The organism is Methanosarcina soligelidi, assembly GCF_000744315.1.
GTDB classification, from domain to species: Archaea; Halobacteriota; Methanosarcinia; order Methanosarcinales; family Methanosarcinaceae; genus Methanosarcina; species Methanosarcina mazei.
In genome coordinates this window covers 1,953,543-1,973,828 of sequence record NZ_JQLR01000001.1, presented here as the reverse complement: position 1 = coordinate 1,973,828, position 20,286 = coordinate 1,953,543, and the positions used below count along the sequence as shown (strand labels likewise).

13 protein-coding genes are annotated in these 20,286 nt (G+C 35.7%); 10 read left to right on the top strand and 3 right to left on the bottom strand.

Translation table 11 applies throughout. The annotated features are described in order from the left end of the window. The first annotated feature begins 33 nt into the window (after positions 1–33). From M886_RS08655 to M886_RS08630, 6 genes are all read left to right on the top strand, one after another. Complete coding sequence (locus tag M886_RS08655) at positions 34–1,161, top strand: glycosyltransferase family 2 protein (protein ID WP_235203908.1); 1,128 nt, start codon at positions 34–36, stop codon at positions 1,159–1,161. Positions 1,162–1,170: 9 nt separating this feature from the next. Continuing rightward, positions 1,171–2,343, top strand: coding sequence for a glycosyltransferase family 4 protein (locus tag M886_RS08650; protein WP_048051035.1), 1,173 nt, complete (start codon positions 1,171–1,173; stop codon positions 2,341–2,343). 472 nt (positions 2,344–2,815) lie between these two features. Continuing rightward, positions 2,816–3,757: a glycosyltransferase family 2 protein gene (locus tag M886_RS08645; RefSeq protein ID WP_048038822.1), complete on the top strand. Its 942-nt coding sequence runs from the start codon at positions 2,816–2,818 to the stop codon at positions 3,755–3,757. Beyond that, positions 3,735–4,628 carry a lysylphosphatidylglycerol synthase transmembrane domain-containing protein gene (locus M886_RS08640; RefSeq protein ID WP_048036733.1) on the top strand — a complete coding sequence of 298 codons (894 nt, stop codon included), beginning with the start codon at positions 3,735–3,737 and terminating at the stop codon, positions 4,626–4,628. The genes M886_RS08645 and M886_RS08640 overlap by 23 nt, the downstream gene beginning before the upstream one ends. Before the next feature lie 356 nt (positions 4,629–4,984). Beyond that, positions 4,985–5,572, top strand: coding sequence for a class I SAM-dependent methyltransferase (locus M886_RS08635; protein WP_011034150.1), 588 nt, complete (start codon positions 4,985–4,987; stop codon positions 5,570–5,572). A 454-nt stretch (positions 5,573–6,026) separates the two neighbouring features. Beyond that, positions 6,027–7,133 carry a glycosyltransferase family 4 protein gene (locus tag M886_RS08630; RefSeq protein WP_048051034.1) on the top strand — a complete coding sequence of 369 codons (1,107 nt, stop codon included), beginning with the start codon at positions 6,027–6,029 and terminating at the stop codon, positions 7,131–7,133. Between the two features lie 67 nt (positions 7,134–7,200). Here the strand turns inward: M886_RS08630 and M886_RS08625 are convergent, their stop codons facing one another. Continuing rightward, positions 7,201–8,127, bottom strand: coding sequence for a glycosyltransferase (locus tag M886_RS08625; RefSeq protein ID WP_015412388.1), 927 nt, complete (start codon positions 8,125–8,127; stop codon positions 7,201–7,203). Positions 8,128–9,308: 1,181 nt separating this feature from the next. On the opposite strand from M886_RS08625, the gene M886_RS08620 reads away from it, so the two are divergent. The 4 genes from M886_RS08620 to M886_RS17470 are packed head-to-tail and all read left to right on the top strand — an operon-like array spanning position 9,309 to position 16,462. Continuing rightward, positions 9,309–10,022, top strand: coding sequence for a sugar phosphate nucleotidyltransferase (locus tag M886_RS08620; protein ID WP_015412386.1), 714 nt, complete (start codon positions 9,309–9,311; stop codon positions 10,020–10,022). Positions 10,023–10,035: 13 nt separating this feature from the next. Beyond that, entirely contained in the window at positions 10,036–10,797 is a 762-nt protein-coding gene (locus M886_RS08615) for an ABC transporter permease (RefSeq protein WP_011034146.1), read from the top strand. A gap of 30 nt (positions 10,798–10,827) precedes the next feature. After that, positions 10,828–12,315, top strand: a complete 1,488-nt coding sequence (locus M886_RS08610) for an ATP-binding cassette domain-containing protein (RefSeq protein WP_230625009.1) — start codon at positions 10,828–10,830, stop codon at positions 12,313–12,315. Between the two features lie 4 nt (positions 12,316–12,319). After that, a complete protein-coding gene (locus M886_RS17470; RefSeq protein WP_052728073.1) occupies positions 12,320–16,462 on the top strand; it encodes a methyltransferase domain-containing protein in 4,143 nt (1,380 codons plus the stop codon). 442 nt (positions 16,463–16,904) lie between these two features. On the opposite strand, the gene M886_RS08600 is transcribed toward M886_RS17470, so the two are convergent. Both M886_RS08600 and M886_RS08595 read right to left on the bottom strand, forming a co-directional pair. Next, entirely contained in the window at positions 16,905–18,056 is a 1,152-nt protein-coding gene (locus M886_RS08600) for an acyltransferase (RefSeq protein WP_011034143.1), read from the bottom strand. A 399-nt stretch (positions 18,057–18,455) separates the two neighbouring features. Continuing rightward, positions 18,456–20,270 (bottom strand): hypothetical protein, encoded by a 1,815-nt coding sequence (locus M886_RS08595; RefSeq protein ID WP_048039406.1) that lies wholly within the window; start codon positions 20,268–20,270, stop codon positions 18,456–18,458. Between the last annotated feature and the right edge of the window lie 16 nt (positions 20,271–20,286).

Genomic DNA, 20,286 nt, shown 5'->3' with positions numbered 1-20,286 from the left:
TAGTTATTAAGAAATATGATGTATAAGCTGGGCATGCCCTCTCTTTCTATCGTAATGCCTTCCATGAATGAGGAAGAAACTATTCGTATCTGTATAGAGAAAGCCCAGTATATATTCAAAAAATATGGTATAGAGGGGGAAATAATAGTTGCTGATAATTCTTCTGACAGAACTGCAGAGATTGCAGCATCAATGGGTGCAAAAGTCATAGGCCCAATAAAAGGTTACGGGAATGCTTACCTCAAAGGGCTCGCAGAGGCAAAAGGGGACTACATTGCTATCGCAGATGCGGACAACACCTATGACCTCCTTGAACTTGACAGGTTTCTGGATCCCCTTATGGCAGGAGAAGCCGATTTCATAATGGGCACGCGGCTTAAGGGAGAAATTAAAGCAGGAGCCATGCCCTGGCTGCACCAGTACATAGGCAATCCCATACTGACAGGAATGCTTAATTTCCTGTTCAAAACGAAAATCTCGGACGCACACTGCGGGATGAGGGCTTTTACTAAAGAAGCCCTTGAGAAAATGGATCTTAAAACTCACGGGATGGAACTCGCATCTGAGATGGTGATCGAAGCTGCAAGATGCGGGCTCCGAATTAAGGAAGTTCCCATAACATATTATTCACGCAAAGCTCCCTCCAAACTTCGCTCATTTCAGGACGGCTGGCGGCATGTAAGGTTTATGATGTTATACAGGCCTGTCCCTTTCCTCTATATTCCAGGAGCTTTCGTATTTCTCCTGGGTTTCCTTATAACCGCTTCCCTTCTTCTTACGAACAACGCTGCATATAACCGTCTGCATTCCTTTATCTTGGGCAGCATGCTCTTAATCATTGGCGGGCAGATCCTTGCAACCGGAGGGTACATGAAAACATACGGAATTATCCACGGTATGTACCGCGATGACGAAAAAGGCAGAAAGCTTCTGAGCTACCATTCCCTTGAAAAAGAGCTTGTAGGAGGATCCCTTATCCTGGGCTCAGGATTTATTATCGGACTGAAAGTTGCCTATACCTGGGCCAGTACAGGCTATGGCACTCTTGAAGAGGTGGAGTCTGCGGTAATCTCAATGGTCCTTGCAGCAATCGGGCTTCAGCTGATTTTTGCTGCGATATTTGTAAGTGTAATGCTCCTTGAAGTTGACACCGACTGGTAAAGTGATCAGATGAAAGTTGCCTTTGTATACGATGCTGTCTATCCCTGGGTCAAGGGCGGCGCTGAGGTGCGCATCCATGAGCTGGGGAGGAGGCTTTCCTTACAGGGACATGATGTGCACCTTTTCGGGATTAAATGGTGGGAGGGTGAAGATGTTTTACAGTATGAAGGCATGACCCTTCACGGAGTCTGTAAAGCCCGTGACCTGTATGTAAACGGCAAGCGTTCGATTTCCGAAGCACTCATTTTCTCTTTAAAGCTGTTTCCGGTTCTTGTAAGAGAAAAGTTCGACCTTATTGACGTGAGTGTATTTCCCTATTTTTCCTGTTTCACCGTAAAAGCGGTTTCAGTCCTGAAGAGCACCCCTGCAGTATTTACATGGCACGAGGTATGGGGGGACTACTGGTACGAATACCTTGGAAAAAGAAAAGGCTTTTTCGGGCTTGCGATAGAGGCTGCGGTTGCAAAGATTTCAAAGAATGATATTGCGGTCTCGGAGTGGACAAAGAACAGACTTGAGTCGGTTCTGGGAACGAAGAGAGAGATAGCAGTCCTGCCCAACGGGGTCGACCAGAAGATGATCTCCGGGATCAAGCCTGCCGGGCAGAATTGTTCAGAAAAACAAAAGGGCAAAATTTATGACATTATCTTTGCAGGCAGGCTCATAAAAGAAAAAAATGTTGATGTTTTGATAAAAACTGTTTCCCTGTTAAAAAAAGATAACCCTGAAGTTTGCTGCTGTATTGCCGGAGATGGGCCTGAAAGAAAAGCTCTTGAGAAATTTACTCTTGAGATTGGGATGCAGAAAAATGTAGAATTTGCAGGGTTTCAGGAGTACAGGGTATTAATAGGAAAAATCAAAGCCTCAAAGGTTCTTGTTCTTCCTTCAAGCAGGGAAGGCTTTGGAATGGTTGTAATCGAGGCTTTTGCCTGTGGTGTGCCCGTAGTAACAGTAAAAGAAAAGTATAACGCAGCACAGGGGCTTATTGCAGACGGGATTGATGGGTTCGTCGTGGGGCTTGACGAGAGAGAAATTGCAAAGGCTATAGACAAAATAATAAAAGAGCATCAGGAAGGCGTAAAGTATTCAGAAGCTATATTAAACAAAGCTAAAAAATATGATTGGGACGAAATCGTTAAGAATGTCCTTATCGCCTACAGAGGCTTTATAAAAAAGGATTAAAGTAAGTATTCCTACCTGTATAAAAAATAAAACCTACCTGAAATCTCTTAATAAAAACAACCCGATTCAAAGAAAATATAATAAATAATTACCTTCTTTACAAAAAAAGTATAAAACCCCAGTTTTAATAAGGAATTAAATCATAGTTTTTATTAGAAAAGTAGTTAAATTCCTACATACATTATTTAGTGGGGGATAGGCGATGGGCAAACTGAGCTCATACCTGTGCAGTTTGAGTTTTAATAGTCCTGGTTGCCACATACAGCATCTGAGTTACTACATAGCATTATTATCCAGACTATTTGAGAACATCAAATTGAATATACTTTCAGATATAGCTTAAATATTTACATCTTATTTAAAAATTCAGTTGTATAGATCCAGTATATATTAGAATACACAATTTAAGGAATTAATAAACAGAAGCTCCAATTAATTCCCCCTAAGTGTATCCCATCTCAGAGGATTATACATGTCTAATAAAACCCAGTTATCAATTATAATCCCGGTACATAATGAAGAGGAAAATATCTTAGAGCTATACAAAAGTTTATACAATATTCTTTCACTGGTTGGAAAAACATATGAAATAATCTATGTTGATGACGGATCTACGGATGATAGCTTTGAGAAAATAAAAAGCATTGAGGATACAAGGGTTAAAGTTGTAAGGTTTCAGAGAAACTATGGAAAAGCTGCGGCTCTCTCCTGCGGATTTAAAAAATCAAAAGGGGATATTGTTATTACAATGGACGGGGATTTGCAGGACGACCCCAAAGAGATACCCAGATTTATAGAAGAACTTGATAAGTATGACATGGTTTCAGGCTGGAAGAGTAAAAGATATGACCCAATTTCAAAAACCCTGCCTTCAAGATTCTTTAACTGGTTAACCCGATTCATAACCGGGGTTAAAATCAACGATTTCAACTGCGGGTACAAAGCATATCACAACTATGTTGTAAAAAATATAAACTTATACGGTGAATTTCACCGCTACATCCCGGCTCTTGCTTACTGGAGAGGTTATTCAGTGGGAGAAATTGAAGTGGAACATCACCCGAGAATACACGGGGAATCTAAATACGGAGTCGAAAGGTTATTGAAAGGTTTCCTTGACCTTATAACTGTTACATTTCTCATGATGTACAAAAAGAGACCTCTGCATATGTTTGGAGGCATAGGGTTCCTTCTGGGCTTTTCGGGAGTATTCATATCAGTATATTTAATGTTTTTATGGATAATAGGGGAAAGAATCGGAGAAAGGCCTCTTCTTATGCTCGGGATACTGCTTACGGTGATAGGGGCCCAGTTTGTTTCTCTCGGTCTTATAGGAGAGCTGATTACAAACTCGAGAAACAATGACGATTATATTATAAAGTACGATAGCTATGAAATGGAAAACGGCAATTAAAGTTGCAGTTACCTCTGGATTAATGCTTTACCTGATAAGCAAACTTGATGTGAATGCAATCTATGAAGCCTTTATTCAAATGGATCTGGCATTACTTTCTCTTTCATTACCTTTCATTGCCCTGATGTATTTAATAAAAGCAAGGAAGTGGCAGGCACTGCTTGATTGTATAAATGTCAGGATCCCGATCAGAAGGTCACTGGAGATAATCCTGATAGGTACATTCTATGGAGCACTTACTCCAGGAAGGGCAGGAGAGGTCTCAAGAGCTTTTTACCTTGATGCTGAAAAATCCAGGAGCATTCCCACTGTAATAATGGACAGAGTTATAGATGTAATCTGTCTCCTGACATTGAGTGTCCTGTCAACTGCCCTATTCTTTAAAGACAGAAGCCTGATTTATCTGATGATTTTAGCTGTGCCGCTTTTTATTTCCGGGATAGTTATCACCATGAATGAGAGAATAGTAAGCTTTGCTTTCAAGAGCTTTTCTCAGGGAAAAGAATACACAGAAAATTACATGAAAACAATCAGGGAGATAACAGGCAATAAAAAAGTTCTGCTTTTTACTTTTTCTTTAACTCTTGGCTATTATATCCTGAACATGATTGTGTACTGGATAGTGATAAAATCCCTGAGCCCTGCTTTAAATAATATCCTTACCTTCTCCCTGCCTATAATAGTAATCCTGGGCAATTTTCCCATATCCATATCCGGATTCGGAGTCAGAGAGTTTGCAAGTGTCACTATTTTCCAGATGTTGAACGAGAATTCAGCCTATGGGTTCACATGTCCAGTAGTCCTTTACCTTTTAACTTCCCTTTCTCCTGCATTACTTGGATTTTTATTTACTTTAAGAAAAAAAGTTTGAAAATTAAGCTATAAAGCTCAAATCAAGGATGAATCGGGAATAAATCAGGAAATAAATAAAGGATAAATCAGGAATAAATCAAAGATAAATCAGGAAATAAATAAAGGATAAATAAAGGATAAATCAGGAATAAATCAGGAATAAATCAAAGATAAATCAGGAATAAATCAGGAATAAATCAGGAATAAATCAAAGATAAATCAGGAATAAATCAGGAATAAATCAGGAATAAATCAAAGATAAATCAGGAAATAAATAAAGGATAAATAAAGGATAAATCAGGAATAACAAATATAGACAGATATGTAGAATCAAAATCCAATACCGGAATTTTAAAACGTTTTATGGGGATTAAAATGAGCCAGAATTCAGAGAGTGGAAATTACAGGAAGTATACTTCCAGAAACCCGCTCATGGGGATAGTTGTATCCGGGTTTATGAAAGATTTGAGCGAAACTATAGCTCCACTGGAAGAAGTGGGAAGTATTATCGATATAGGCTGCGGGGAAGGGTTCATCATTAACTGTCTTAACAGGAAAGATATTACAGGCGTGGATGTCTCAAAGAAAGCGTTAAATATCGCAAAACAAAAGAATCCGGGCTGTAATTTCTGCACGGGAAGCATATATGACCTGTCATTTAAAAAGAGCAGTTTTGACCTCGTAATTGCAACGGAAGTGCTGGAACACCTTGAAAACCCGGAAAGAGCTCTCCGGGAAATAAAGAGAATATCTAAAAAATACTGCATATTCAGTGTGCCCAATGAGCCATATTTTCGCACAATGAATTTCTTAAGAGGTAAGAACCTTACACGCCTTGGGAATGACATTGAACATTTACAGAACTGGAGCACAAAAGAGTTTGTAAAGTTAGTGGGAAGGCATTTTAATGTGGTGGAAGTAAAGAGACCTTTTCCGTGGACAATGGTATTGTGCGAAAAATAAGGATTAAAGGTGCAGGAGCTTGGATAATTTTTTAGGAATAACTTTGTTCTCGTGGTCGTAACCAATCCCCGACAAATCCAGTTCAAGGGATTTTTTAATGAAGTTATTTTTATATCAAATATATTTTTGAGGGAAGAAATCGTCTGCCCGGACCCAGTAATCCCTGTGCTAGCAGCAGTCTGGAAATAGATGAGCCATGTATACCCCCAGCAACGTATTGCGGAAGATCCTTACAGAGTCGCTGTGAAGTTATAAGGGGGGGAAGTAGCTGAAGGGGTTAAAGGGTATTTGAAAATAAAAGCTATTTAAAGAAAAACAGCTCCATCATGTTTAAAAAATCTGAAAAATCAGAAGTGAAATATTTATTTACAAGCATTCTCTACGCATGTAAGGATATGGAATAGACTCTGAAGAAAAAACAAATACTGGTTTTGTGTATAACAGGTAAGTACGTATGAAAATTCTGCACCTTACAAAGAAGTATCATCCCATGATAGGAGGAGATGCTTATGCCGTATACAATCTAAAAAAATACCAGATGGAGACTGGCTGTGCAGTTTACGTTTTAACCTCTAATTGCGATGAAATAACTCAAAATGAAAAAGTTTTCAAGTATGGCTTAAAAGATACCTCAGCGAATCTGGACAAAATTACCCCTCAAAGGCTAATATCTCTTTTTTTATTATTTTTTGAGAGCTTCAGGATGCTTGGAGAACTGAAGCCCGACATTATCCACTCTCACTCCGCAGACCTTGGATTTTTCATATCCTTTGCAGCAAAATTCTATAATATTCCTGTCGTCAATACCTGCCATGGAATCAGCTTTGATGATAAACGATATTTCTTTTTGAAAAGAAAGGCTGAAAAGTTTTTCATAAAACATTCAGGATTTAAAAAAGTTATAGCTGTGGACAAAAATGGGCTTGAAATCCTGAAAAAAGCTGAAATAAAAAATGGGATCTATATTCCGAACGGTGTGGATATTCACCGATTTGAAAATATAACCAGAGAAAAAAACTGTGGAAAGATAAGATTCCTGTTTGTGGGAAGGTTGGAAAAACAAAAAGGGCTGGAGTACCTCTTAAAGGCGACAGAATACCTCCGCTCAAAAAACGATTTTGAGATTATTATCGCCGGTAATGGTCGAGAGGCTAAGAAACTTAAAGAGAGTGCAAAAGAGTACGGAATACAAGATATAGTAAAATTTACCGGAAAGCTCAGCGAACAGGAACTGTTTGAACATTACCTCAAATGTGACATATTCGTTTTGCCTTCATTATGGGAGGGTCTGCCTTTGACACTCCTTGAAGCCGCATCTGCAGAGTTGCCCATAATAGCTACTAAAGTTGGGGGCATACCTTCTGTTTTTTCCCATGGAAAAAATGCAATTCTGGTAAAATCAGGGGAAAGCATGGAACTAGCAAGAGAAATGCGCAGACTGATAGAAGATAAAAAACTTAGAGAAGTACTGGGTTCCAACGCCAGAAACCTTGTAGAAGAATATTCATGGGAAAATTCAGTAAAAAAACTGGATTCAGTTTATTCTCTGCGAGTAAGTTGAGAGAAATTCAACTGAACAGTAGCTGAGTAACTAAACTTAAGCAGGGAAAAATCTTGCTGGGATCTGATTAATAGTGCCCTGAGGCTGTGAATTTTCGTTTTAAAGCCTGGGGGAGGATATCAAAGTGCAGACCGAGCCAGAAAGCTGTGGCTTCCACGAAATGTCTTACTACAGCTCTCGGGACCCATTTAATAATATTTATTGTCTCATAATTATTGAAGAACATAAACCTGATGTCCAGAAAAGTTGAAATCACAGAAAAAAAAGGTATAAGAGGCAGATACACGTTGTTTCTATTTTTGAATATCTGAATATGCGCTGTACCTGCATCAAAGTATTTCTTGAATAAAATTTTCAGAGAATTATTATGCGAATGCACAACAACTGAACCCGGATCGTACACTATTTTATAGCCGGCTTCGAGAACCCGTTTGGACCAGTCCTGATCTTCAGTCTGAACCAGTAACTCATTAAAAGGAAACTTTTCCCATGTATCCTTTCTGATGCAGGAGCTGGTATTTGAGAAAAATACGAGTTTCTTATAGTTCCTGCAATTCTGCATACTTTTGACTTCCCTATCAGACCCCCAGCCGCTTGAAATGTATCGTGCTTCAAAAGGATCACAATCTGATCTTGGAACATTCCGGCTATACACACCCGCAACTTCTTCATCAGAAAAATTTCGAATTAAGTTTTCAAGCCAGTGTTCATTGAAAGGCGATGCATCCTGAGTTAAATAAGCCAGATACTTCCCCTTAGACAACTTTGCGCCATAATTTCTGGTTTTTCCATGTCCAAAGTCTTTCACGTCTATACTGAAAAATCTAACAGGAAAGTTATTCACAATATCCGGGGTTCCATCAGTCGAAGCCGAATCAATAACTATAACTTCAAAATTTGTATAATTCTGAGCATATACCTTTTTCAGGCATTCCCCAATAGTTGCTTTTCCATTTCGGGTCAAAATAATTATAGAGACTTCTGGACAGGGCATTAAAATGATATCATGCATACTTCATTATATAAATGTCGATGATATAGACGATTCAAGCCACGCTCCATATATAAAAATCCATAATTAACCCGAATCTATGGAATATAATAGAATAAAGCATTTTTAGTATAGAGCGAGCATATCAGAACTATATATAATACTTTATTTTTAGAAAAAAACAATCAAAAAACAAAAGCTTATTAATAAAAGACTCCTGCATCTATCTTCAAAATTTATCATATAGAAAAAGAAGTGAAAAGATAGAAATATTAAAGAGTTAAATTGAAAGTCTCAGTATCATGCAGATTTAAGAGCAGGCTGATGAGAATTTTACGCAGAGATTAGATTCAAAAATCTGAAGATAATCTGGTAAGATATTGCCACTGCATATCAGGTTGTTATGAAGGTTAGAATTATTATAAAATCCAAACAGACAATTTTGCCTTTATGCATGGTTGATTAAAATCGCTCTTTATGATTCAAGAGACGATTCTCCAACCTGCGGAAATATAATGGAACCGTTTATAGGAAAAAAGAACAAGTATCCATAAGCAGACCGCCTCATGTTCACAGTAGCTGCAAACAAAACTGAGACAGAAACAGCAAATATTATAAACGTCCTGTAAGGCAGTACAATTACTCCAAACTCGACCGTTCGGACTGCCGCCAGAAATGAACAGCTCGAGATATTCCGAAGTGGTCTATGTGAAGCCTTTCACACTGCCATGAAAATGGCCCGCCAGAAACCTAATATTAATTAAAAAAAAGTTTCAGATCCATTATGCAATAAAGGAAAAAATGCCTGATCATTTTGATGGTTCCAGGCATGGGTATGAGGAATTTTGTTTAACAAATCCTATTAATTAATGTTTATGGAGAAGCCATATTTTTGGTAAATGACATCATCTAAAGCATAAGGTTAATATCACCCGTACATCCTGAAAATACACACCGGGAACATACCACACCATAAATAAAGGATCATTTTCATGATATAAACCTGTAAGCTACTACTGAAACATAGTATTCCGTGCAATTATAAATTTCCAGGAACAGTAAAATGCCCTGGGGTTCTGAGTATTCTATCCTGACAAATGCAAAATTATCCCTCCAGACCATGAAAAGGAACCCATATTAAATATCCTGAACTGAGAAAAAGTATAAAAAAAGGAGTAATATCTATGAAAGGTGTAATCCTCGCAGGAGGCACAGGCTCTCGCCTCTATCCGCTTACTAAAGTAACAAACAAGCACCTGCTACCAGTATACGATAAGCCGATGATTTACTATCCCATACAGACTCTTATTAATGCAGGAATCAAAGAGATTATGATCGTTTCAGGAAAAGGTCATGCCGGACACTTTCTGGAATTGCTAGGCTCAGGTTCCGAATTAGGTGTCCGTCTAACCTATGAAATCCAGGAGGAGGCCGGAGGAATTGCTCAGGCACTTGGACTTGCGGAAGACTTTGCTGACAATAGTCCAGTGACAATGATTCTTGGAGATAATATTTTTCAGGATAATATCATTGATTCCGTAAAGTCTTTCACATCAGGAGCAAAGATATTTCTCAAAGAGGTTTCCGATGCTCACAGATTTGGAGTCGCTGAAATTGATGGAAACCGGATAATTTCTATAGAAGAAAAGCCTAAAATCCCGAAATCCAGCCTTGCAGTTACGGGCCTGTACATCTATGACTCCAGAGTCTTTGAGATAATACGCAACCTGAAACCCTCCGGAAGAGGGGAGCTTGAGATTACCGATGTCAATAACGCATATGTTAGGATGGGTGAAATGGAATACTCAATACTTGAAGGGTTCTGGAGTGACGCGGGTACTTTTGAATCTTTATTCCGGGCAAGTGAGCTTGTAAAAAACTTAAATAATAAAAACTAACGGAAAAACGAATATGTATATTTTTGAATACAGCGAGTTAATCCGAAATCTGGTAATAAGCGACCTCAAGGTCAAATACCAGAGTTCTTTCTTAGGTTTTGCCTGGTCGATGTTGAATCCGTTATTGATGATGTTAGTATTATATGCTGTGTTTCAAAACATTTTCAAGTTCGAACAGGAACATTTCGCTCTATATCTTCTTATAGGAATCATTGCGTGGCGTTTTCTATCAATCGGGACTATGACAGCCATGGGTTCCATTGTCGGGAAACCCAGTCTTGTAACTAAGATTTATATTCCAAGAGAAATACTTACGTTCAGTATTACTATGTCAGCATTCATCAGTTCTATACTTGAATTTACAGTGCTCATACCCTTAATGCTGATACTGGGAGCTCCAATATCAATAACTATATTGCTATTTCCAGTAGTTCACGCACTGTATTTTATTATTGTGTACGGGCTCAGCCTTGTACTTTCTGCTTTATATGTTTATTTCCGAGACTTAAATCAAATATGGGATATCCTTCTTCAGATTGGGTTTTACGTGTCCCCTATCATATATCCGCTTACTATGGTACCTGAAAAATATCTCCTATATTATACCTTGAATCCTATCACTCGCTTAATAATGATGTACAGGGACATCTTATTGTTCGGCAATTTTCCTACGGTCCTTGATTTTTTAATCGTTGGCGGCTTCGGAGTAGTATTTTTAGCATTTGGGTCTGCAGTCTTCAAGAGGCTGTCCTTAAGGTTTGCGGAAGAGGTGTAAAAGTTGCAAGGGTTAAATTTTGGCTCAAATATGAAAGAAAAAAATAAAGAAGAATACGCTATCGAAGTTAATAATGTGTCAAAAAGTTTCAGGATTCCCCATGAAAAAAGAGTAACCGTATACGATAACCTTGTCGGATGTGTCACAGGCAAATCATATAGTTACGAAGCTTTTGAAGCACTTAAAGATGTTAGTTTCAATGTAAAAAAAGGGGAAACTTTTGGAATAATCGGCCGAAATGGTTCCGGGAAAAGCACAATGCTAAAGATACTTGCGAACGTTTTGACCCCGGACAATGGCTATGTAATAACGAAAAATAAAATTGCTCCTTTTTTAGAACTCGGAGTGGGTTTTCAACCAGAACTCACTGCTGTTGAGAATGTGTATCTTTACGGAGCAATCATGGGATTAAAACGTGCCGAAATGGATACGAAGATCGATTATATCTTCGAATTTTCAGAGCTGGAGAAATTTAAAGACACAAAACTGAAAAATTTTTCATCCGGAATGTACGCAAGGTTAGCTTTTTCTACAGCTATTTCTACAGATCCGGATATACTTTTAATAGATGAAGCGCTGTCAGTAGGAGATGAAGCATTTCAAAAAAAATGCGCGGAATGGATTGAAAATATCAAAAATAAAGGTAGAACAATTGTTTTTGTGTCACATGATCTCAATTCTGTAAAAAACCTGTGTAGTCGATGTTTGCTGCTAAATGATGGAAAAGTATCCTGCATGGCGGACACCGAAACGGTCATTGCAGCATACCGTAAAATTATGAACACTTCTGAGGATGAGATAGAAACTGCTCATGTTCCCTCGAATGATGAAACCGATATTTTGCACATAGAAGAACCTGCAGGGATGATAGGGATTCCAGAACAAACAGAGACCGCAGAACCAATAGAAGTGAAGAATTGTATGCAGCATATAGAAAACCTTCAAGCTGTCAAAGTAAATGAGACTACAGAAATTTCATACGACAATTTGCTGTCTTCTAATGTCCATATTGGAGAATACACATATGGGAACCCGCAAATATTCATCTGGACAGATAGATATCATGTTCATATTGGGAAATTTTGCTCGATTGATGATAATGTAAAAATATTAGTTGATGGCGATCACAGATTGGATTGGGTATCTACGTTCCCATTTGGTCATATAATCCCGTCAATTAGAAAAAATATAGATCATCATAAAGGGAAAGGGGATGTTATTATTGGCAATGATGTTTTTATTGGCTATGGCTCAATAGTACATTCCGGGGTAAAAATTGGAGATGGAGCGGTAGTAGGAGCAGGTTCAGTAGTAACAGAAGACGTCGATAATTATGAGGTAGTCACAGGAAACCCTGCCAAACATGTAAAATACAGATTCTCAGAAGAATCGATAGAGAAATTGATGAGAATAAAATGGTGGGATTGGGACATTGAAAAAATTAGTGAAAATATTGAGCTGTTCGAATCTCAGGACATAAATTCATTTATATCAAAATTTATTAAAGGTTCAGGTTGATGTAATGCTCGAGTGGACTGGTGAGAGATATCTGCCTTTTATAGATCCAGGTGTATGTGGGGCAGAAATTCATTATGAACACTTACATCGTTATGCTTTTGCGGCTCAATTTGTAAGTGGTAAAAAAGTGCTGGATCTTGCATCCGGAGAAGGTTACGGAAGTTACTTATTAGCAAAAGAAGCAAATTTTGTCGTTGGTGTCGACATCGATGAAAATGCCGTAAAACATGCTTCACAAAAGTATCAGGCAGAAAATCTCAATTTCGTGAAAGGCTCAATTTGCGAAACCCCAATTAAAGGAGAAAAAGAGTTTGATGTAATTATTAGTTTTGAAGCAATAGAGCATATTGAGGAACAAGAAGCTTTTCTTTCCGAGGTAAAAAGACTTCTCAAAGACGATGGTTTATTTATAGTTTCCTCACCAAACAAAACCCTTTATACTGATGAAACGGGCCAGCAGAATCCACATCATGTAAAAGAATTATATTTCCACGAGTTTGAAAACTTATTAAGGAAATATTTTTCAAACACTATTTTCTTTGGACAGGAAGTATGCTGTGGTTCAAATATATGGGAACTGAAACAGAAAGGAATTTCGAAATCATTAGATTTTGTTATTGAAAAAAAGAATACAAATTTTGACTTTGTAGATGAAGATAGTAAGGACCCTCTTTACTACATTGCTGTAGCTTCAAATTGTAGAACAGAAAAAGTTGAGGACATATCAAGTTATCTTGTTGATAAGTCTCACACTCTGCTAAAACAAGGACTTACCTATATAAGAGAACTCGAAGAAGGAATGCATAAACGTGAAAACCTGATTTCAGGCTATGAGGGAAAAATTTCTGATTATGAAGAAAAAACTTCTGATTATGAAGAAAAAATTTCTCACTATAAAGGAAAAATTTCTATTTATGAAGAAAAAGTTTCCGATTACGAAGAAAAAATAAATAGCTTAAATAGCCAGATCTCAGATTTAAATAAAAGGTCTCAGGAACTCGAGCATGAAATCGATGAGATGAAGCAGAGTATATTATATAAAATTGCGATGGGTTTTCAGACAAAATTTGTTGAGCGAGCTTTACCAGTAAATACGCGTAGAAGACGAACTTATGATACATGTCTGCTAACCGGTCGTACTTTGATAAACCAGGGGCCCAGTAATTTATTAACCAGTCAAAAAAAAGACCAGATGCAAAAAAAAGATGCAAGTGAATCCTCAGACAGAGAAAAAATTCAGGACCTCAGACCTGATCAAACAGGCATTAATATTGACCTATATAATAATATGAAAAAAAGCAGACTTCATGAATTAACAGCAAAATATGTTCGCGGCAAAGGAATACAGGTAGGACCAGTATATCACGAATTAGGTATTACGAGCAATATAGACATAACATATTTAAATCATACAGGACAGGAACAAATAAGTCAGGAACAGCCTGAACCTGAAAACTCCGTACCTGCCAAACCTGATAAAGTTATTGATATAGGATGTCTGGATAAATATGAAAATGAAGAACTCAACTTTTGTATTGTTAATAAGGTTACCGAAAAGGTAAAAGATCCTCTGGAATTTTTGAACTGCGCGTTGAGAACTTTAAAACCCGGTGGAATACTCTTTTTAATAGATTCTAATAATGCAGACTCGCCAGAAACCAGTGATGAAAAAGAAGAAAAAACACTAAGCAAAGAATATCCAACTGAAGCAATCCTAAAACAACTTAATTTACAGGAGCCTGACCTATTTACAGTTCTTGAAGATGTTGAATATAATTTTGAACATGAAAAGAAAGAGGCTCAAGAGCATGTATTTATAGTTGAGAAAGGTCATTTTGAAAAAGAAATAACCAGGCTTCTTAAAACTTCAGATGGTATTATAAATTCTAAAGATATTGAACTGGATGTAATTGTTCCAGTTTATAATGCTTATGAAGATACATTAAAGTGCCTTTACAGTGTTCTGAAAAATGCTGGCAATTTCAGGACCGTTTTGATTAACGATAAAAGTACTGACCATCGGATAAAAGACCTTTTTACAAAATTAAAACCTTTCGAATCCGAAAAATTTGTTCTTCTTGAAAATCCTGAAAACAAAGGATTTGTAAAGACAGTAAATAGAGGGATGAAGTTTTCAGAAAAGGATGTTATCCTTTTAAACAGCGATACAATTGTTACCGAAGGGTGGACACGGAAGTTAAAGAGATGTGCGTATTCTGATGAAAAGATAGGGACAGTCACACCTTTTACTAATAACGGTACAATATGTTCTATCCCCAATTTCTGCGAAAACAATGAAATTCCCGCAGGATTCACAATAGAAGCATTTGCAAATTTTATCGAACAAATATCCCTTAAAAAATATCCGGAAATCCCAACTGCTGTTGGCTTTTGTATGTATATTAAAAGAGAAGCCCTAGACAAAGCAGGATACTTTAATGAGGAAGCTTTTGGGAAAGGGTACGGAGAAGAAAACGATTTTTGTATGCGAGTTATTCGTAAAGGATATAAAAATGTACTCTGCGATGACACATTTGTATTCCACAAAGGTGAAGCGTCTTTTTCGGCAAGTAAAGCAGAACTTATAAAGAAAAATCTGGATACCCTCTCAAAAATGTATCCTGACTATATACCTGCAGTTAGCAAATTTATTAACTCAAACCCTTTGAAAGAAATACACGAAAATATACAGTTAAGGATACAGACATGGGATATCCAAAAAAAAAAAATAATGTATATACTTCATTCATGGGGTGGCGGAACAGAAAATCATGTTAAAAATTTGATCAAAAAATTTAGCAAAGATTATAAGTTATATGTTTTACAGGTGATCAGTAACAAAATAATATTAACGGAGATAAATAACAATAATGTTTTAAAATATATTTTTTCAATGAATTCACAAATGAATAGATTTGAATTTCATAATGAAGAATATGAAAAAATCATTTCGAGTATTATAGATACGTTCCAGATAAACTTAATACACGTACATCAATTAATTGGTCACACTTTTGATGTATTCAATATTGCAAAAATTAGAAATATTCCTATTGTATTCTCAATTCATGATTTTTATTCTGTTTGTCCAAAAATTAATTTAATAGATTATAACAATAAATATTGTCATGGAAAGAACAATTCAACTGACTGTAGAATATGCTTTATGGATTTCGGGATAACGTCATTTTCCATTACTTCGTGGAGAAATAATTTTACGGATATTTTTGAACAAACAACTCTTATAATTGCTCCCTCAAAGTCTACACTTGAGATTCTGAGTACATATTATCCTAATATTGCAGGCAAATCGATAGTCATAGAACATGGACATGAGGAAGAATTATTAATAAGTAGAGACGTGGCCAAAAAACCGAGAGATATGCGTAATAAACCCTTTCACATTGCATTTATAGGGGGGCTAAGCCCTGGAAAAGGTAGGAAAATATTTTATGATCTGGCAGGCTCAAAAGAACTAAGAGATAAAACGAGATGGAGCATTTTTGGAATCTCAGATATACATTCCGACCCCGCATGCTACCAGGATTTAAATGTGACAATTTTTGGGAAATACAGGAACTTCCTGGAACTTAAAAAAATGATTTTAGAGAACGAAGTCGATCTGGTGATTTTTCCTGCAAAATGGGCAGAAACTTTTTCATATACCTTATCGGAAGCCTGGTCTATAGGGGTTCCAGTATTGGTTTCTGACCTGGGCGCCCTGAAAGATAGAGTGGAGAAAAATGGTGGCGGTTGGGTAGTAGATATATCAGAGACAAAAAATGTCGAAAACAAAATACTTGAAATTATATCAAAGCCTGAAGAATATATAGCAAAAACTAACGAAGTCCAGCAAATTAGTTTGAAAGACCTGGACTCAATGATATTTGAATATGATACAGTTTACAAAACCTACTTAAAATCTATAACCCCCATATACTTCTCTCAAAATGTCTTCACCAATAATGACCTCTTAAAAAATATATTCTCAGAAAATTTACATACACCCAGCGAAACCTCAAACATAGAAGCTGAATACAGTGCAAATTTACCCAGGAGACTAGTTCAATGCTATTATGATAACGGTTTTATCTATACAGTTAATAAAACCAAGGCTTATGTATGTGAAGCTTTTTCCCGTAAATAATAGTCAACATAGTATGTGCACTTTTAAACATTACAATATAAATATGCAGCAGTAGGAAACGCAGATGGGAATGGAAGAGTTCAAAAAAAAGCAACTATTAAAATAATGGAAAACATGGAAATAAATATGTCTTTACTTCCCTTTCCTATTTTCTGTGCTTTCCATAGTATACATCTTTGAATTGTAAAAACAAAGAATCGAGCCAAATTAAAAATTAGCCATGCTTTCCAGGACATTACTTAAGTGTCATTTTCATTTAGCAAATATTTCCTGCATCAACTATACATTAAGATACATTCTGTAAGTCGTCAGTTGAAATTCGAGTCTCAGATCATGGGAAATATTTCTGAAACTTTCTGATTTTTGAGAATTAAATTGCTTTGGAATAAACTATTACGAATTAGAAATTAATAACACGATTCTGAGTTTTTGGATTAGTTATTTAATTCCCTATTATTATTTTACTGTAAGGCAGATAGGATATCAAGTAAATACTAAAATAACTTAGTATAAGTACCGATATAAACAGAACAGGATAAAATATTAAATGATAAGGGTCGATACCAAGCCGTGGAAATATTAGTGTACCGATCAGTGTAATATATAAAACATGGATTAAATAAATCCCAAAAGAATATTTGCCAATCAGTGAAAAAACATTTAAATATTTTGAATATTTATATTTATTAGTATGAATATTTAAACTGATTATAGAAAGCATTGAAAAAATAAGTGGAAAGTATATTGAGTCAAGAAGGTTAGAAACTAAAAAATAAGATTGAGGGATGCTACGGTAACTTCCATATTTAATGATACCATTTATCTGTAAAGCAGAAATTGCTCCTGTAAAGACTACTATTGTTACAATAATCCATTTTTTATTTTGAAAAACTTTATCTGTTACGTATTCATAATTTCGGCATAAATAGATACCAAGTATAAAATAAAAAATATAAGAAAAAAATGCACGATCTACAAAGTAAATTGATATAAAATAAGTTAATGAGCTAAAGTGAGTGCTTGAATTAATATAATTTATTGCAATCATTTTAATTACTATCCATAATTGTTGTGCAATCAGTGCTAAAAATATAAAAATTGTTTCATAATTACCCACAAACTTTTCATATATCTTTATAATATAAGGATAAAATAGATAAAATTGAATTATTAAAGAAAAATACCATAAATGATAAGAACTACCCGCAGTAAGAAAGTAAAATATTACTGTCTTTATAGAAGGATATTCCAGATTACCATGTATTTCAGAAATTATTATATTAAGTAACAAATATAATATTGAAAAGATTATATATTGAGGAAGTATTGATTTAGCTCTCTTTTTGTAAAATGTTTTTTGTGAAAATAGACCTCTATAATTGAGGGAAAGAACAAAACCAGATATAAATATGAATAACGGGACAGCAAAGTGTGAAAATACGTCTATTATTAAGTTTACTATTAATAACAAATTTAGATTTAGTATTTGTGAGTTCGAAGAGGTGTGGATAGCTATTACTGCTAGCACAGCAAATCCTCTTAAATAGTCGACTTCCCCAATTCTCTTATTTTTTTGAGTAGATAAATCATTCATACTTGCATAAAGAGCACTTAAAGTTATATAATATTATTTTAGTGTCGATACGAAACATTGCCGGATTAGCTTCTGATAACATTCAGTCTTGCCCCATTAACTGGTTTATATTTTATCTATGAGGACTTACGCGCTTGGACTGCAAGACTATATCATTAAGCTAATACTATCCAAAGTTTTAATTTAAACCACGATGCAAGACTTATTATGCTTCAATTACATATTTATCGAGCTCATCCCAAAACCAATTTTATGCTCAAATCAGTAAATTTGTAGTATTGTTTTTTGTGATCTGAAACTCGATTGATTATTCAGAATACAGGATTCAGAGAAATAATTTTGAGTTTTGGGATTAGTTTATTAAAATCAACTCAGGACTTTTCTCCAATTGGGTACAAATTAGACGTATAAGTTGTATTCGTTTTTCTGTCCAATACAGTAGCTAGTTCCATCATTTGAAACAACTGCAATTTTGATTCTGTGAGTGCCATCTCCTAATAGTGAAGGATTAAAAGAGGCTCTAAATCCCGCTTTAAGGAAGTCTTTGTTATTTAAATTATTTATCAAATCTTCTCTTTTAATTCCATATCTCGAAGGGACAGTTATTTTGTCATTGACTACAATGAAAACAGCCCTCGCTAGCTTATTTTCATCGACATCTACAGCCCAACCTTCAATTACTATTTCATCAGTTTCAGTACTAGTTATAGCAATATTAACTGTCTTATCTTTGATCAAATTAACCTGTTGCCCATTAATGCTGTCCACAGAATATTGCGGTTCCTTATCTTTTTTTTTCAATGCCTCTAAATCATATTTCTCCTGGGAAAAAACACTGAGATTATATTTTCTTAATAAAGTGGCTTTTTCTCTAACTGCAGTAGCATCTGGGTAAAGTCGTTCTAAATTTTTATCGGGTTGCAGATCAAAAGTTTCCAAGTAGTATTTATTCTGTTCAAATTGTTCATTTAAAACTGATCCTGTCTCAATCCCTGTTACAAAATGATAAGAGACCCCTATAAAAAGTAAGCAAAGTACGCTCCCTAAAAGTAAATAATTAAGGATTTTTGTTTTCTCAATTATATCTTTTGCAGAAAAACGGTCAGGCACAATTTGAAAGTTTCGACAATATATGTTTACGAAATTTAGAGATATGAAATATAACCCGATTATACTCCAGTACGTGAGTAAAAGATATCTTTGCGATAAAGCAACAGATGATCCAAATCCGGCTCTTGCCACTGATACTTCGAGTGATGCAAAAAGAGAAAATAGTACTAAAGAAAACCATTTTGAGTTTTTCTCCAATTGAAGATTTTTTCTATTCACAATAAAAATAAAAACTAAAATAGTAATGATCAGCAAACCTACAATTGGAGATAAAACAGGGTCTCTAATTATAGTAGATCCAACGGAATTAAGAAAAGTTGAAACTCCATCTTCTAAATTATAAAGAGAATATAAGAGTGAGGGATGGTGTGAGGGTTTTGCATAACCGAAAAGATAAACTGAAAAAGAGACAGCAGTACACGTTATCCAGACAACTGTTTTTTTGATCTTCTCGTCAGAATTGCTTAGGACAACCTGAACCAGACAAACAATCCATGTAATCGTGCCCGCTGCGAATGAAAATAGCGAAACGAACGCAAAACCTATAGAAGCTAAAAATTTACTATCAAACTTTTTACTCGAATCTATAAGGTACACTGCTGAAATGAATGCGAGAATATGCAAAGACTGCTCGGTTCTAATGCCAAAAAGGAAATTACTCATCTGGAACAGGTTAAAGAAGAACCATGCAATGGGAACGAACTTCAATAATGATAGTTTCGTAACCCCATGGTCTTTTTTATACATGGAGAATAATATAAAGAAAGAAATACAGTAGAATCCATATGATAAATACATCAAACTTTTTACATTATAGCTAGTGATTAAAGACATGGAAAACATAAATATACGAGGAAAAAACGGTCTGCTCTCATTTTGCTGACTAAATAAGTCAAAAATACTTAAATCAGAGTTTTCATATTTCATCAAAAATGCCGGAAACTCATTCCATTGATCCAGAAATGGAACATTAACCCCAAATGAATGAATATAGAACAATCCAATTATTATTGGCAAAAGAATCAGTGTTAGTATTGAAGGAGAAGTAACTGCTGATAAAGCCTTTTTTATAGGAACGTCAGTATGGCTAATCATTTTGCGCATTAGAAATACCACCAAA

Coding starts and splice junctions, on each gene's coding strand:
- M886_RS08655 (WP_235203908.1), top strand. CDS start 34: ATGCCCTCTCTTTCTATCGTAATGCCTTCCATGAATGAGGAAGAAACT.
- M886_RS08650 (WP_048051035.1), top strand. CDS start 1,171: ATGAAAGTTGCCTTTGTATACGATGCTGTCTATCCCTGGGTCAAGGGC.
- M886_RS08645 (WP_048038822.1), top strand. CDS start 2,816: ATGTCTAATAAAACCCAGTTATCAATTATAATCCCGGTACATAATGAA.
- M886_RS08640 (WP_048036733.1), top strand. CDS start 3,735: ATGAAATGGAAAACGGCAATTAAAGTTGCAGTTACCTCTGGATTAATG.
- M886_RS08635 (WP_011034150.1), top strand. CDS start 4,985: ATGAGCCAGAATTCAGAGAGTGGAAATTACAGGAAGTATACTTCCAGA.
- M886_RS08630 (WP_048051034.1), top strand. CDS start 6,027: ATGAAAATTCTGCACCTTACAAAGAAGTATCATCCCATGATAGGAGGA.
- M886_RS08625 (WP_015412388.1), bottom strand. CDS start 8,127: ATGCCCTGTCCAGAAGTCTCTATAATTATTTTGACCCGAAATGGAAAA.
- M886_RS08620 (WP_015412386.1), top strand. CDS start 9,309: ATGAAAGGTGTAATCCTCGCAGGAGGCACAGGCTCTCGCCTCTATCCG.
- M886_RS08615 (WP_011034146.1), top strand. CDS start 10,036: ATGTATATTTTTGAATACAGCGAGTTAATCCGAAATCTGGTAATAAGC.
- M886_RS08610 (WP_230625009.1), top strand. CDS start 10,828: ATGAAAGAAAAAAATAAAGAAGAATACGCTATCGAAGTTAATAATGTG.
- M886_RS17470 (WP_052728073.1), top strand. CDS start 12,320: ATGCTCGAGTGGACTGGTGAGAGATATCTGCCTTTTATAGATCCAGGT.
- M886_RS08600 (WP_011034143.1), bottom strand. CDS start 18,056: ATGAATGATTTATCTACTCAAAAAAATAAGAGAATTGGGGAAGTCGAC.
- M886_RS08595 (WP_048039406.1), bottom strand. CDS start 20,270: ATGCGCAAAATGATTAGCCATACTGACGTTCCTATAAAAAAGGCTTTA.